14 protein-coding genes are annotated in these 14910 nt (G+C 70.8%); 5 read left to right on the top strand and 9 right to left on the bottom strand.

All coding sequences use genetic code 11. The annotated features are described in order from the left end of the window. Positions 1 to 516 precede the first annotated feature (516 nt). From C503_RS0129780 to C503_RS41350, 7 genes are all read right to left on the bottom strand, one after another. The gene (locus C503_RS0129780; protein WP_018685883.1) at positions 517 to 915 is read right to left on the bottom strand and encodes a RidA family protein; all 399 of its coding nucleotides are present in this window, start codon (positions 913 to 915) and stop codon (positions 517 to 519) included. Then, positions 912 to 1730: an enoyl-CoA hydratase family protein gene (locus C503_RS0129775; protein WP_018685882.1), complete on the bottom strand. Its 819-nt coding sequence runs from the start codon at positions 1728 to 1730 to the stop codon at positions 912 to 914. Before C503_RS0129775 ends, C503_RS0129780 begins: the two co-directional genes overlap by 4 nt. 82 nt (positions 1731 to 1812) lie before the next feature. Further along, complete coding sequence (locus C503_RS0129770) at positions 1813 to 2502, bottom strand: SDR family NAD(P)-dependent oxidoreductase (protein ID WP_026316829.1); 690 nt, start codon at positions 2500 to 2502, stop codon at positions 1813 to 1815. Next, positions 2499 to 4025: a benzoate-CoA ligase family protein gene (locus C503_RS0129765; protein WP_018685880.1), complete on the bottom strand. Its 1527-nt coding sequence runs from the start codon at positions 4023 to 4025 to the stop codon at positions 2499 to 2501. Before C503_RS0129765 ends, C503_RS0129770 begins: the two co-directional genes overlap by 4 nt. Positions 4026 to 4044: 19 nt before the next feature. Continuing rightward, positions 4045 to 4800, bottom strand: coding sequence for a creatininase family protein (locus tag C503_RS0129760; RefSeq protein ID WP_018685879.1), 756 nt, complete (start codon positions 4798 to 4800; stop codon positions 4045 to 4047). Continuing rightward, positions 4797 to 6806 (bottom strand): FAD-dependent monooxygenase, encoded by a 2010-nt coding sequence (locus tag C503_RS0129755; protein WP_018685878.1) that lies wholly within the window; start codon positions 6804 to 6806, stop codon positions 4797 to 4799. The genes C503_RS0129760 and C503_RS0129755 overlap by 4 nt, the downstream gene beginning before the upstream one ends. Further along, positions 6803 to 7747: an LLM class flavin-dependent oxidoreductase gene (locus tag C503_RS41350; protein WP_156893613.1), complete on the bottom strand. Its 945-nt coding sequence runs from the start codon at positions 7745 to 7747 to the stop codon at positions 6803 to 6805. The genes C503_RS0129755 and C503_RS41350 overlap by 4 nt, the downstream gene beginning before the upstream one ends. 87 nt (positions 7748 to 7834) lie before the next feature. Here C503_RS41350 and C503_RS0129745 point away from each other — a divergent pair, with 87 nt between their 5' ends. From C503_RS0129745 to C503_RS0129725, 5 genes are all read left to right on the top strand, one after another. Then, on the top strand, positions 7835 to 8635 hold the full coding sequence (locus C503_RS0129745) for a PaaX family transcriptional regulator (RefSeq protein ID WP_018685876.1): 801 nt from the start codon (positions 7835 to 7837) through the stop codon (positions 8633 to 8635). Between the two features lie 29 nt (positions 8636 to 8664). After that, positions 8665 to 9483, top strand: coding sequence for a tryptophan 2,3-dioxygenase (locus tag C503_RS0129740; protein WP_245572612.1), 819 nt, complete (start codon positions 8665 to 8667; stop codon positions 9481 to 9483). After that, positions 9480 to 10637, top strand: coding sequence for a kynureninase/PvdN C-terminal domain-containing protein (locus C503_RS0129735; RefSeq protein ID WP_018685874.1), 1158 nt, complete (start codon positions 9480 to 9482; stop codon positions 10635 to 10637). Before C503_RS0129740 ends, C503_RS0129735 begins: the two co-directional genes overlap by 4 nt. A 40-nt stretch (positions 10638 to 10677) precedes the next feature. Beyond that, complete coding sequence (locus C503_RS0129730; RefSeq protein ID WP_018685873.1) at positions 10678 to 11655, top strand: cation diffusion facilitator family transporter; 978 nt, start codon at positions 10678 to 10680, stop codon at positions 11653 to 11655. 340 nt (positions 11656 to 11995) lie between these two features. Continuing rightward, positions 11996 to 12472: a hypothetical protein gene (locus C503_RS0129725; RefSeq protein WP_018685872.1), complete on the top strand. Its 477-nt coding sequence runs from the start codon at positions 11996 to 11998 to the stop codon at positions 12470 to 12472. Between the two features lie 571 nt (positions 12473 to 13043). Here C503_RS0129725 and C503_RS0129720 read toward each other — a convergent pair. Together C503_RS0129720 and C503_RS41345 are read right to left on the bottom strand one after the other, a co-directional pair. Further along, a complete protein-coding gene (locus C503_RS0129720; protein WP_018685871.1) occupies positions 13044 to 13691 on the bottom strand; it encodes a response regulator in 648 nt (215 codons plus the stop codon). Then, positions 13688 to 14743: a sensor histidine kinase gene (locus C503_RS41345; protein ID WP_169514625.1), complete on the bottom strand. Its 1056-nt coding sequence runs from the start codon at positions 14741 to 14743 to the stop codon at positions 13688 to 13690. Before C503_RS41345 ends, C503_RS0129720 begins: the two co-directional genes overlap by 4 nt. Between the last annotated feature and the right edge of the window lie 167 nt (positions 14744 to 14910).

The following is a 14910-nucleotide window of genomic DNA, read 5'->3' as shown; positions in this document are numbered from 1 at the left end:
TGCGACGGCGGATTGTCCACAGGTTTCTCGTCGGTAGCCTTTCCTGTCCACAGGCCGATTTCCGGTCTATTGACAGGGCTTGGCGGGCGGTACGGTGTTGTTGTGGGGCCCGCCCCCCTGGGTGGGAGGGGGCTGCGTTGCGGGGCTGTCGCGGGGTTGATCATGGTCGGGTTGTGGGTTGTGGGTGAGGGTTGTCCACAGGTTTCTGGCGGGTAGCTCTTTTCATCCACAGGGCGGTTTCCGGGCTCTTGCCGGGGCCGGGGCGGTAGTACGGTCGTTCTTGCGGGGACTTGCCATCGTGTGACCTGGCCGGGTCTGCGGTGGTTCGTCCCGCGACGCCCTTCGGTGCCGTGGTGACCGTAGGGCCGCCAGGCCGGGACGATGCCGGGCGGGGACGAGGGGGTGGGTGGCGGGAGCAAAAGAACACAGTGGGTGGCGGGATCAAAAGAACACAGTGGGTGGCGGGAGCAAAAGAACACAGTGGGTGGCGGGATCACAAAGAACAAGGCGGCGGGATCAAACAACAGCACTGCCGACGAGTTCGATGAGGGCGGTGGTGTCGAAGAGGGCCTGGACGCCGATGAGGGCGACGGCGGGGTAGTGGCGGCCGAAGTGCTTGCGCCACAGCGGGCCCAGCTCGGTGAGGGCGGCGCGGTAGGCGGGCACGTCGGTGACGTAGATGGTCAGCGACACCAGGTGTTCCGGCCGGGCGCCCGCGGCGCGCAGGGCCGCGGTGACGTTGGCGGCGGCCTGGTCGAACTGTTCCGGCATGGTCGTGCCGACGATCGCGCCGGTGTGGTCCTGGGCGGTCTGGCCGCCCAGGTGCACCATGTGGCCGGGGGCGGCGACGACGGCGTGGGCGAAGCCGACGGGTGGGGCGAGGTCGGGGGCGGTCACGATCCGGTGCGGGGTCATCGGCCGGTCCAGACCGGGGCGCGGCCCGCCTGCCAGGCGGCGTAGAACTCGGTGTGGTCGGTGGACTTCATCAGCAGGGCCTGGGTGATGGCCTCCAGCTCGATCGCCGAGCCCAGGTCCATGTCCTGTTCGCGGGTCAGCAGGACCTTGGTGGCCGAGTAGGCCAGTGCCGGGCCGTCGGCCAGCCTGCGGGACAGCGCGGTGGTCGCGGTGTCGAGGTCGTCGACCAGCGTGCCGAGGCCGAGGTGTTCGGCGCGGGCGGCGTCGATCCGGTCGCCGAGGATCAGCAGTTCGGTGGCGCGGCCGAGGCCGATCAGCCGGGGCAGCAGGTAGGCCGAGCCCATGTCGGCGCCCGCCAGGCCGACCCGGGTGAACAGGAAGGCGAACGACGCGGTGGGCGCCAGCAGGCGGAAGTCGGCGGCCAGGGCGAGCACCGAGCCCGCGCCCGCGGCGACGCCGTTGATCGCGGCGAGTACCGGCAGCGGGCACTCGCGCAGGGCGCGGACGACGGCGCCGGTCATCCGGGTGAACTCCAGCAGCTCGGCCGGGGCCATCGCGCGCAGCTCGCCGATGATCTCCTCGACGTCGCCGCCGGAGCAGAACCCGCGACCGGAGCCGCGCAGTACCAACACCTTCGCGTCGCCCCGGTGCGGGAGTTCGGCGACGAGGTCGCGCAGGTCGGCGTAGACGGCGAAGGTGAGCGCGTTCAGCTTCTCCGGTCGGGTGAACGTCACGGTCGCCACGCCGTCGGTGACGTCGAGGTCGAAGTGGTCCCAGTGCGGGGTGATCCCCGCGGACGCGCGGAACGGGCTCATACGGCTCCTTCGGACATGGTCACCAGTGGGAGAACGCGGCTCCGGCGGCCTGTCGAGCGTCGCCGGAGCCGCAGGCCCCCGGTCACGGGAGGCCACCGCCGTCCAGCACCAGGGCCTGGCCGTTGATCGCGGCCGCCTCCGGGGCGGCCAGGAACGCCACCGCGAACGCCACCTCGGCGGGCTCCAGCAACCGGCCCAGCGGGGCCGCCGCGGCCAGCGCCGCCTCGACCTCGTCCGGTGGTTTGCCGGTGCGGTCCACGATGGCGGCGACCGACCCGGCGGTCATGTCCGTGCGAACATACGTCGGACACACGGCGTTCGCCGTTACCCCCGACCCCGCGACCTCGGCCGCCACCGCCCGGGTGAGCCCGACGGCGGCGTGCTTGGACGCGGAGTAGGCGGCGGTGTAGCGGTAACCGGCGCGTCCGGCCGTGGACGCCACGGTGACGATCCGGCCGAAGTCCCGTTCCACCATCCCGGGCAACACGGCCCGTGTGCACAGGAACGCTCCCAACGCGTTGACCTCGTGCATTTCCCGCCACTGCGCCACTGTCGTCCGCTTGAGGGGCGCAGCCGCGGACACACCCGCGCTGTTGACCAACACGTCCACCGGCCCCAGCTCCCGGAAGAACGCGGTCACCGCCGCCTCATCGGCCACGTCGAAATCCCCGCGCCCGGCGGCCACCACGTCGGCACCCCTGTCCCGGAACAACGCCACCACCGCCGCCCCTATCCCGCGCGTCCCGCCGGTGACGACCACTCGCCTGCTCACGGGGCCACCTCCAGTGCGCGCAGGGCCCGGCGGTCGAGTTTGCCGTTGGTGGTGCGGGGGAGCTCGTCGACGAAGACCACCCGTTCCGGTGTCTTGTGCGGGGACAGCCGATCCCGGACGTACTGCCGCAACGCGTCCGCATTTCCCTCGCCCGCCCGGACCACGAACGCGTACGGCCGCACCAACCCGGCGACCTCGTGTCCCACCACCGCGCACTCGACCACGTCGGGATGGCCGATCAGGCAGTGCTCGATCTCGCTCGGTGCCACCCAGATCCCGCTCACCTTCAACAGATCGTCCGCCCGTCCTCGATAGTGGAACCGTCCATCGGGATCGCGGCTCACCAGGTCACCCGTTCGCACGACGCCGCCCCCCGGGAAGGTGATCGTCGTCCGGTCCCGGTCGCCCACGTACTCCAGGGCCGCCGTGGCGCCGGTGAGTTCGAGCATGCCGGTGGTGTCGTCGGGCAGGTCCGCGCCGTCGGGGTCGACCACGCGGGCGGTGTAGCCGGGGACGAGCGTTCCCATGCTTCCCGGGCGAATCGCCCCCGGGCGGTTGGAGATGTAGATGTGGTACGCCTCCGACGACCCGATCCCCTCCACCACCTCGACCCCGAACGCCTTGTCCCACTTGCGGTGCAGCTCGGCGGGCAGCGCCTCGCCCGCCGACGTGCACAGCCGCAGGCAGCTCAGGTCCTGCGCGCCCGCGTCCGGGTGGGCGACCATCGCGGCCATCATCGTCGGCACGTTCACCAGTACCGTCGGCCGGTGCTCGGCGATCAACGAGAAGATCAGCTCGACCGTCGTGCGCCACGGGAACACCACCCCCGCCGCGCCGACGTCGAACGGGAACAGCGCGGTCAGGTCCCGCGCGTACCCGAAGAACAGCTTCGGCACCGGCAGCACCACATCCTCGCCGCTCAGCCCCAGCACATCCCGCCCGTACCACTGCGAGCTGAGCCCCGGCGTGCCTGCCAGGTGCGGGCAGGCCTTCGGCGCCCCCGTGCTACCCGTGGTGAACTTCCACAGCACCACGTCATCCGAACGGGTCTCGAAAGCGTCTAAAGTGGACGATGAGTGCCGGGCCAGCTCGTCCAGGTCGTGCTCGTCCGGATACAGGTAGATCCCCGCCGCGCCGACGACCAACACCGTCAGGTCGTCCGTCGCGGCCTCGCGTAACCGGTCCAGGGTGGTGGTGTCGGCGATGACAGCGGTTGCGCCGGTGTAGTCGAGGTAGTACGCGTAGTCCTTCGCCGTGAGGAACGTGTACACCTCGGCCGTCACCGCGCCGATCTTCTGCGCGGCGTACCAGGCGGCGACGAACTCCACTCCGTCGGACAGTGCCAACAGCACCCGGTCATGTGCGCGCACACCGACTTCCAGCAGTGCGTTGCCGATACGGTTGGTCAGCTCTGCCAGTTCTCCATATGTGACAGGACCGGCAGGGGTGAACAGGGCGGTCCGGTCCGGCCGGTTGCGGTCGAGGAAACGGGCGGCGAGGTTCAACGGCTCGTCGGGGCGCACCTTCTCTCCTCTCGTGCGGTCAGCTCACCTGGTCGTGGATGACGTCCAGTAGCAGGGCGGTGAGCGTGGCGAAGGTGGCGTGCCCCTCCTCGGCCGTGGCCTCGGCCGGGGCACCGCAGTAGGCGCGGTCCATACCCAGCGCGGTGAAGCTCGCGTGTCCGGCGGCCATCGCGGCGGGCATGTCCACCGACAGCGCGGGCAGGGCCGACATGGCCGTGGTGTCGACCAGATCAGGCCGGTCTGCCAGTACCAACGACGTCTCGTAGCGCCCCGCGTGACAGGACCCGGACCGGAACTCCTCGGTCAGCCTGCTCGCCACCGACCGCCGCACCAGGTCCAGGTAACCGGTCCGCACGCCCCGGGCCGCGAGCGTGTCGACGGCCCGGCGCAGTGTCGCGACCTGTCCCGGCTCGAAGTGGTTGTTCACGATCACCACATTCCGGAAACCCTGGGAGGCCAATGTCGAGCAGATCTCCACCACCAGCGCGTGCAGGGTGTCCGCGCCGATCCCGACCGCGCCCGCGAACCCGACACCGAACTCGGTCACCCCGTAGGGCAGCGGCGGCAGGATCAACACCCGCACGTCCGGACTGCCGGCCAGTCGTTCGGCGGCACGGGCGCACATCCCGGCGGAGATGATCGGGTCGGTCTCCAGCGGCGCGTGCGGCCCGTGCGGCTCGATCGCGCCCACCGGCAGCAGCAACACCGGCGTACGTGGCCCGGCCAGCAGCGCGGCGGCCTGGGCGGTGGTGAGTTCGGCGAAACGGTGCGTCACGGCGCCGCCTCGGCCAGGACACAGAGGTCCGCGCGCCCGGCGGCCACCACGGTGTTGATCTCGTCCAGCGTCGTCAGGTAGCCGCCGACCTGCGTCGGCACGCCCGCCTCCGCGCGCACGCGGTCCGACAGCGTGGTCAGGTAGCCGCGCCGGTACTCGGGCTGGAAGTCCGGCCGAGTGTGCCCTGCCCGCACGTGCACGAGATCGACGCCGTGCTCACGCAAGGCCCGCGCGAACGCGATGCCATCCGCCACGGTCGTCCCGCCGGGGGACCAGTCGGCCACCGTCAGCCGCACTGACAGCTTCCGTGGCCAGACAGCACGCACTGCGTCGAACACCGCCAACGGGAACGCGTGCCGGTCCCCCCACTCGTCCGTGCGGCGGTTGGTCAGCGGCGACAGGAACCCCGCCAGGAGGTTCCCGTCCGCCATATCGAGCTCCAGCACGTCCACGCCCGTCTGCGCTATCGCCGCCGCCGTGTCGCGGAACGCCTGGACAGTCCCCTCGATGCCGGTCAACTCCGTCGGCAGTTGCGCGAACGGCCCATACCGCACAGGGGAAGCAGCAACGATCGGCCAGGCCCGGTCAGCAGGCAACGGCACATCGGGCTGCTCGGTCGCGGCGCGCGCGCCCGCGTGTGTCAACCGCAATCCGAGCCGTGCCCCCGCGTCGTGCACTTTGTCCGCCAACGCGGCCCACTCGGCTTCATCGAACAACGGCGTCTCGACCGTGGAACGCCCCTGCCGAGTGGCCGCTACCGGCCCCGCCACGACAAGCCCGGTCCCCGCGCGCGCCCGATCCACGGCCGTGTCCACCGACGCCTCGGCAACCAACCGATTGGGCAGGTCGAGCGCGGCCAGCGGCGCGAACAACGGCGGCGGACCCACCGCGCCCGGAGCAGCGTTGTTCGCGAACCACGCGTCCACGCGCCGCACCAGACCCGGGTCGCGTTGCGCGAGGCCGGCGTGCGTGACCCGGCCGCTGCGCGTGAGCAGGTTGAACGAGAACTGCAACGGCGAGAACCCGGTGTAGTTCGCCGTGCGCTCGAAGTAGGCAGCACTATCGCCCGCCATGAGCTGGAACCGCTCTACCACCGGTTGCCGCTCCAGCTCGTACGCGGTCAACGCCGCGTCGAGATCCGTGTGCCGGGCCAGCGCGTCGGCCAGGGCGATCGCGTCCTCCATCGCCAGCTTCGTGCCCGAGCCGATGGAGAAGTGCGCGGTGTGCGCGGCGTCGCCCAGCAACACCAGGTTGCCCTGGTGCCAGCTCGGGCAGCGCACCAGCGGGAAGTCCAGCCACAGCGACCGGTTGGACCGCAGCCCGTGCCCGGCGAGGTCGTCGGCGAACAGCTCCTCGCAGAACGCGATGCTCTCCTCCTCCGACATCCTGTCCAGCCCCGCACGCCGCCACACCGGTTCCGCGCACTCCACGATCCACGTGCTCATGTGCTCGTCGAACGGGTAGGCGTGCGCCTGGAACAGGCCGAACTCGGTCTCCCGGAAGGCGAAGGTGAACGCGTCCAGCACCAGATCCGTCCCGAACCAGACGTACTTGCCGCCCTGCGGGACCACCTTCGCCGAGAAGTACCGCGCGCGTGTACGACTGTTCGAGCCGTCGGCGGCAACCCGCAGATCGGCCTCCGGCGGCTCATCCACCTCGGCACCGAATCGCAGCTCTGCGCCCAGTTCGGCGGCCCGCTGCTGGAGGATCGCCAGCAGGTTCCGGCGGGCGATCGCGGTGAACGAGTGGCCTCCCGCGCGGATCGTCTCGCCGCCGTGCCGGATATCCACTGTGGACCAGCGGGCCAGCGCGTCGGTGATCCGCTCGTGCGAGAGCCGGTCGGCGTCGCGCAGCTCGCCCAGGGTCTCCTCGGAGAGCACGACGCCCCAGCCGAACGTGGCGTCCGGGGCGTTGCGCTCGTACACGGTCACCTCGTGCCCCGCCTTGCGCAGCAGGATCGCGAGGTAGAGGCCGGACGGCCCGGCACCGGCGATGGCGACCCTCATGGCGCGAGCCTCGGGTCGCGGACCGGCTGAGCAGGTATTGGCTGGGCGGGGATCGGGAGCGCGCCCGGCGCGTGCGTGGAGCGGGGCGGCGCCAGGGGAGCGGAAGAGGTCAGCGCCTCGGTAAGCCTGTCCACATCGGAGAGAGAGGCCGTGGTGGGGAAGAGGATCAGGTTGTCGCAGCCTGCGTCGGCGTAACCACGTACCAGGTCGCGAACCGCGCGCACGGTGGTCAGCGCGCCTGCGGCGATCTTGTCCGCGAACGGGCCGGTGAACGCGTAGTAGTCCCGCAGGTACGCGCGGCCCTCCTCAGGTGACTCCAACGCGACATACGCCTGCCCCCACAGCTGCGGCTCACCCTGCCTGCCATGGTCCTGCCAGGCCGCACGGGCCTTGGCGGCCGCGGAGGCGAACGCGCGCGCCGGACCGCCGCCGTGCGCGTAACCGTCCGCGTGCCGGGCCATACGGGCGAACGCCGTGCCACTACCACCGCCGACCAGCAACGGGATGTCCCGACCGAACGCGGGCCCGGCCGGGCCGACCCCGGAGGCGGCCAGCTCGCCGCGCAGGTAGGCCAGCTGCCGGGACAGGGCGGCGCCGCGGGTGCGCGGGTCGACCTCGGCGGCGGCGTAGTCGTCGTGCCGGGCGCCGATGCCCAGGCCGAGTGTGCACCGCCCGCCGGACAGCGCGTGCACCGACAGTGCCTGCTTGGCCAGCATCGCCGGGGCCCGCAGCGGGCCGATCGCGATCATCGTGGCCAGGCCGACCCGGGTGGTGACGGCGGCCGCGGCGGACAGCGCGGCGAACGGGTCGACGCTGTCGTAACGCAGCCGGTCGAGCACGGCGACGGTGTCGAAGGGGCCGTCGTCGGCGCGGCGCGCCCAGTCGAGCAGGGCGGCCGCGCCGCCGGGGACGGTGTTGGGCAGGCCGAGTCCGATCCTCACCAGCGTCACACCCTCGGGCCGTGGGTTCACTGGGACGAGAAAAACGTTACGGTTGACCCGAGTGAGGTGTCAACTAAACTCACCCACGTGTTCGATCCCGCGCCGCAGGACCTCGTGCTCACCATTCTCGGCGCCCACCTGCGCCCCCGCGACCAGACCACGGTGTGGTCCGGCGGGCTGGTCGCGCTGCTCGGCGAGTTCGGCTTCACCCCGGGCGCCGCGCGCGTCGCGCTCACCCGCCTCGTCCAGCGCGACCTGCTGGAACGCGTGCGCGACGGGCGCATGGTGCACTACCGGATCACCCCGCGCGCGGCCGCCGTGCTGGCCGAGGGCGACCGGCGGATCTTCGGCCTGGGCACCCGCGACGGCCGCGCCGCGACCTGGACGGTGCTCTGGCACGCCATCCCCGAGGACCAGCGGGTCGCCCGCGCCCGGCTGGTGCGCAGGCTGCGGTTCCTCGGCTTCGGCCCGGTGCAGGACGGCACCTGGCTGGCCGCGCACGACCGGTCCGACGAGGTGGCCACGCTGCTGGCGGACCTGGGCGTGGCCGCGCACGCCGGGGTGCTCGTCGGACGGCCCGCCACCGTCCCCGACTTCGCCGACTTCGTCACCCGGGTGTGGGACCTGCCCGGTCTCGCGGCCCGCTACGGCGCGTTCGTGACCGCGTTCGCCGACCTGCCCGCCGACGCCGAACCCCCCACCGCGTTCGGCTTACGCGTGCGGCTGATGCACACCTACCGGCAGTTCGCGCTGCTCGACCCCGAACTGCCCGCGGACCTCGTGCCGCCCCCGGAGCACCGGGCCGCCGCCGTGGAACTGTTCCACAGCGCGTACCCCGCGCTCGCCGAGCCCGCCCAACGCCACTTCGACGCCGCCATGTGCCCGTGAGCGCGTCCCGTCTTGAGGAAGCGACCACCGTGACCGAACGCAACCTGGCCGATGCTCCGGCAAATACGACAGCAGCATTGACATACACCTCCTACCTCTCCCTGGACGACGTGCTCACCGCGCAGCATCCGCGTTCGGACGAGCACGACGAGCTGTTGTTCATCGTCATCCACCAGGTCTATGAACTGTGGTTCAAGCAGCTGCTGCACGAGCTGGCGCGTTTGCAGGAAGTGTTGTCCCATGGGGACACCGCGTTGGCGACGCGTACGCTGCGGCGGATTCTGACGGTGTTCAAGGTGATCGTGGCGCAGATCGACGTGCTGGAGACCATGACACCGCGCCAGTTCACGAGCTTCCGCGCGCGCCTTGACGCGTCGAGCGGGTTCCAGTCCTCGCAGTTCCGTGAGCTGGAGGCGGTTCTGGGGCGGCGGGACCGGCAGGCGTTCGCGCATTACCCGGAAGGGGGCGAGCAACGGGAGCGGATCGCCGCCGCGATGTCCCGACCGTCCCTGTTCGACTCGTTCCTGACTTACCTTGCCGCGCACGACTATCCGGTTCCGGTCGAGCTGTTGAAGCGTGATGTGGGCGAACACGCGGAGCCTTCGCCCGAGCTGCAACAGGTTCTGTTGTCGGTCTATGCCGATGATGGCGGGCCGTCCACGGTCGCGGAGTACTTGGTGGATCTCGACGAGGGTTTGCAGGAGTGGCGTTATCGGCACGTGAAGATGGTGGAGCGGACCATCGGCGGCAAGCCGGGAACGGGCGGGTCCGACGGCGCCGCGTACCTGCGGGGGACGTTGTTCAGCCCGGTGTTCCCCGACCTGTGGGCCGTGCGGAGTTCACTGTGAAGCCGGAGGAGTTGGCCGCGCAGTACACGCGGTTCCGGGTCGGTGAGCGGTTGTTGTTGACCGGGCACTCGCACCAGGCGTGGCCGGATGTGGCCCTGGAAGGGCAGATCGAGGCATTCGACGATGCCGCGCTCGCCGTGGACGACAAGTGGGGCCGGGCATTCGCCAAGGCAGGCCGGGTTCGTGCCGGGTTCGCGTCGTTGCTGGGCGAGCCGGGCGCGGATATCGCCCTGGGATCCAATACGCACGAACTCGTGGTGCGGTTTCTATCCGCTGTGGACATCACCGGCAGACCGCGATTGGTGACCACCGACGGCGAGTTCCACACATTGCGCAGACAGCTGGGTCGGCTGGCGGAGGAGTTCGTGCGGATCGTGCGGGTGCCCGCCGAGCCCGCGGACACGCTGGCCGAGCGGTTGGCGTCCGAAGTGGATGATCGGACGGCGGCGGTGCTGGTGTCGTCGGTGCTGTTCGAGACGTCCCGGATCGTGCCCGACCTGCCCGTGCTCGCCGAGGCCTGTGCGCGCACCGGGGCCGAGCTGCTGGTCGACGCCTACCACGCGCTCGGGGTCGCGCCATTCTCGATGGACGGCCTCGGCGACGCGTGGGTCGTGGGTGGCGGCTACAAATATCTGCAGCTGGGAGAGGGAAACTGCTTTCTGCGCCTGCCCCCGCACGCGCAGTCGCTTCGGCCTGTGATCACGGGCTGGTTCGCGGAATTCGACGCCCTGGCCGACGACCGCGATCCGACGCTGGTCGCCTATGGACCGGGCGGTACCCGGTTCGCCGGTTCCACCTACGACCCGACCAGCAACTACCGCGCCGCCCGGGTGCTGGATTTCTTCGTCGAGCAGGACCTGACACCGTCCCGATTGCGGGAGATCTCGTTGCGCCAAACAGGTTTGCTCGCCGACGCATTCGACGAACTCGACCTGCCCGACGAGATTCTCGCCCGTGATCGCGCTCCTCGGTCCGCTTTCGGTGGTTTCCTCTCGCTGCGGGGGCCGCGAGCCGGGGAATTCCAGCGGTCGTTGGCAGAACGGGGTGTGTTGACCGACAGTCGCGGCGAGTATCTGCGGTTCGGTCCGGCGCCCTATCTGCGGGACGATCAGCTGACGGATGCCGTGGCGGTGTTGGGAGAACTCGCGCGCTGACCGATCGGCGGGTCGTTCCGGGGCGAACTACGATCGCGGAGTGGCTGCGGAGAAGGAGGAGAGCACGCTCACGGTCGTGCTCGCCGGTTCGGTCAACCTGCTGATCGCCGTGTTGAAGCTGGTCGCGGGCCTGATCACCGGCTCGGCGGCGATGCTGTCCGAGTCGGCGCACTCGGTGGCCGACACGATCACCGAGATCCTGCTGCTGACCGCCCTGCGCGTGTCGCGCAAGCCCGCCGACCGCGCGCACCCGTTCGGCTACGGCAAGGCCCGCTACTTCTGGAGCCTGCTCGCCGCCGTCTCCATCTTCGCCTCTGGCGCGATGTTCGCCCTGTACGAGGGCGTGTCCACGATCTTCGGCGTGGCCGAGGAGCAGACCTCGCCGCTGGTGGCGTACCTGGTGCTGGCGGCCGCGTTCGCCCTGGAGTCGGTGTCCTGGACCCAGGCGCTGCGGCAGGTCCGCCGGGATGCCCGGGACCAGGGCCGGACGTTCCGGCGGCAGCTGCGCTACGGCGATGATCCGACCGCCACCACGGTGTTCTACGAGGACACCGCCGCATTGTCCGGACTGCTGATCGCGTTCGCGGGCGTCGGCCTGCACCAGCTGACCGGGTCCGCGGTGTGGGACGGCGTCGCGTCGGTGGTGATCGGCCTGCTGCTGGCCGTGGTCGCGTTCCTGCTCGGCCGCGCCAACGCGGCCCTGCTCATCGGTCGACAGGCCTCGCCCGGCCTGGTCTATGCCATCCGCGACCACCTGTCCGCCGCGCCGGAGGTCGACGCCGTCGTGGACCTGCAGACCATGCTCATCGGCACCGACAGCGTCCTCGTCTGCTCCCGCGTCGACTTCGACGATTCCCTCACGGCGGGCGAGCTGGAGCGCGTCTGCGTGCGGCTGGCAGGTGAGCTCCAGTCCGACTTCCACGACGTCACCGAGGTGTTCATCGAGCCGGTCCCCCGCTCGAACGAGGACCTCCGCGCTGCCGTACTGGACCGGTACGGCTCCCGCCCCGGGGGCTGACCCCGGAGTGCCTTTGCCGACCGCCCTGGTCCGCCCGCGCCGCCCTGCACCGCCGAGCGCGCCCGTTTGGTCGGATTCATCCGGGCTGTCCGGTCGGGGTACCCGGACGAATATCGGGGGACGGTAGTCCCGGTTTCCGGCAGCGCTCCGGTTTCCTCCGACGCCGACCGAATGAGTTCCGTCGCCTATGCCATTCGGGGCAGTCGAACCGACTTCCGCCCGCCGAAAAGAAGCACCCATTGCGGGCGCTCGTTTCGTCGTGCCAGCATTTCCGCGTCATTCCGGAGATCACCCCGACGGGTGACCCGAAGCCACACTCAACTCATTTCGGAGCCCGACAATGCGCACCGTTCCCCGCCTGGCCGCCGCCCTCGCACTCGCGGCCGCCGTCGGCACCACCCTCGCCGCCCCGGCCTCCGCCGCGCCCGCGAGAACCCCGCTGCACCCGGTCACCTTCACCACGAAACTCACCAGGACCACCGACGGCCTCACCGACATCATCTACTGCGGCGGCTACCTCACCAACCCGGCCCAGAGCAGCGGCGCCGTCCGAGTCGACGCACACGTGGAATGCACGGCCCCGGTGGACAACATCTACCTCTCGGCCGCCCTCTACCTCACCAACGGCGGCAACATCGCCGAACGCGTCGACAACTTCCCCAACGCCCAGTCGGCCGACCGGTTCGCCGTATACGGCTGCCCTGGCGTGGCACTGAGCTATTACGCGACCGGGGTGGCCGTCTTCACCAAGGCCGGTTACGGGAACTCGCCGCTCCGGCTGGTCGCGCAATCCCCGAACGTGACGGTCTCCTGCTGACGGAGATTTCCGGTTCCGGGGAATCCCCTTTCCCCGGAACCACTCCCACCCACCCCGCCACCCGCTACCCACCCCACCAAGATCATCCCCGACACGCGGCCCCTCCCACCCGGGGGCTGGCCCGCGCGTGAGCCTATCGACCCTGGTCAGGGGCCTGGAAGGGCTGCGCTCACGGCTGTGGATGAAATCGACGGCATGTGGATAACCCTCCGCCGGGCCCCGGCCCTGATGCCTGGGGCTCGACTTGTCCACAACCCCCGCGATTCATCCACAGCCCCGATGCCGGCTCTTCCGGAGCCCTGACCTGGGCGAATAGGCTCACGCGCGGGCCAGCCCCCGGGTGGGAGGGGCCGTGTGTCCGGGGATGATCTTGGTGGGTGGCCGGGGTGTGGTTGGTGGTGGCCGGGGACTGCGAGGCGGGTTGTCCACAGGTCGTCGGATTCGTCCACAGTCGGCGGCTGAGGGTTCGCCGGGCGTGGAGCCGGGTGGTTTGGTCGAAACGAGGCGGCGACCAGGCGGGCAGGGGTGATCTTGGCGGGGTGGTTGGAATGTCCATGTGGGACGGACCGGGTCAGGACGGGGTGACCAGGCCGGTGCGGTAGGCGATCACCACGGCCTGGGTGCGGTCGCGGGCTTCGATCTTGGCCAGGACGTGTTTGACGTGGGTCTTGGCCGTCGATTCGGCGATGTGCAGGGCCGTGGCGATCTCCACGTTGGACAGGCCCTCGGCGATGAGGCGCAGGACCTGGGTCTCCCGTTCGGTGAGGCGGGTGATGCGTGGGTCGTCCGCGATCTGTGGTGTGCGGCGGACGAAATGCTCGACCAGGTCCCGGGTCACGGCCGGGTCGAGGAGGGTGTCGCCGGATGCCACGGTTCGGACCGCGTCAATCAGGCGTTCCGGGGAGGCGCGTTTGAGCAGGAAACCGGCGGCGCCCGCGCGCAGGGCGCCCCACACGTAGTCGTCGTGGCGGAAGGTGGTGAGGACGAGGATCCGGGTGGTCGACAGGGTGGCGAGGCGGCGGGTGGCCTCGACGCCGTCGATGCCGGGCATGCGGACGTCCATGAGGACCACGTCGGGGTGGGTGGCGTGGGTGCGTTCGACGGCGCTGAGGCCGTCGCCGACCTCGTCGACCACCTCGATGTCGCCCGCGGTGCCCAGGACGACGCGGACGCCCGCGCGCATGAGGGCGTCGTCGTCGGCCAGCAGTACGCGGATCACCGGAGGGTCACGCGGACCTGGAATCCGCCGCCCGGGACCGGTCCGTGGGTCACCGCGCCGCCCAGGACGGCGGCGCGTTCGGCGATGCCGGTCAGGCCGCGGCCCGGCTGGTAGGCGCGCGCGCCGCGGCCGTTGTCGCGGATCTCGATCACCGTCCCGTCGGCCGAGTGCCGGACGGTGACGTGCGCCGACGTGGCGCGGCCGTGCTTGAGGGCGTTGGTCAGCGCCTCCTGCACGATCCGGTACGCCGCCAGCTCGACCGCGCCCGGCAGTTCCGGGGCGTCGATGTCCAGCGTGACGGCCATGTCCGCCTCCGCCATGCGCGCGGCCAGGCGTTCGAGGTCGGGGCCTGGGTCGTCGGGGCGGAGACCGCCGAGCACGCGGTCCAGCTCTTCCAACGCCTCGCGGCCGGTGCGCTCCACACCGGACAGCAGGGCGCGCGCCTGCTCGGGGTCGGTGTCCAGCACGAGCCTGCTCGCGCCCGCCTGCACGAGCATCACGTTGACAGTGTGCCCCACCAGGTCGTGCAACTCCCGCGCCATCCGCGCCCGCTCGTCCGCCGCGGCTGCCGCGCGAGTGAGTGCTGCCTCCACTGACTGTCGTTCCCGCGCCCGCGCGCTTGCGAAGCCGACAGCCCAGATCAGCAACCAGACGAAGACAGTGCCCACTGCGGCGGCCATCGGTACGGGCTCGCGGGCACTGAAGGCGAGTACGCCCGGTACTACGAGCGCGGGACCAACGAGCGCGCGTCGTGGAGTGGCATGCGCGCCGAGGTTGTAGAGGCCGATCAGGTTGGCGTACGGCACGAGTACGTTCGGCTCGCTCCACAGGCCCTGCGCCATCAACGCGGCCGAGCCGAGTAGGTAGCCGGCCATCGGGAGGCGCCTGCTCGCGGCCAGACCGATGGCGACGCCGACGTCGCAGGCGACCGAGCCGGGGGTGGTCGGACCGACGCTCAGGAGGGCCGTGCAGGCCACGGCGCCGAGGACGCCGTCGACCAGCCAGGAGGGTCCGACGCCCGTCACCCGGTGCCACAGCCGCTCGATCCGCACCGCGCCAGCCCACCACATGGGGCGAGTCGTCCACATCCCCCGGGGTTCGTCCACAGCCGACCGCCTTCCTCTTGCGTGACCGGGGACATGGGTCGCTGGTGCTGTCCTGGTCGAGTTGTCCACATGCTGGCGGATTCATCCACAGCCGCGTTTCGGTGTCTTCCGGA

This window comes from Actinokineospora enzanensis DSM 44649 (assembly GCF_000374445.1).
Lineage (GTDB): Bacteria > Actinomycetota > Actinomycetes > Mycobacteriales > Pseudonocardiaceae > Actinokineospora > Actinokineospora enzanensis.
Note: the sequence above shows the minus strand (reverse complement) of the source record. Positions and strands in the feature narration are given on the sequence as shown.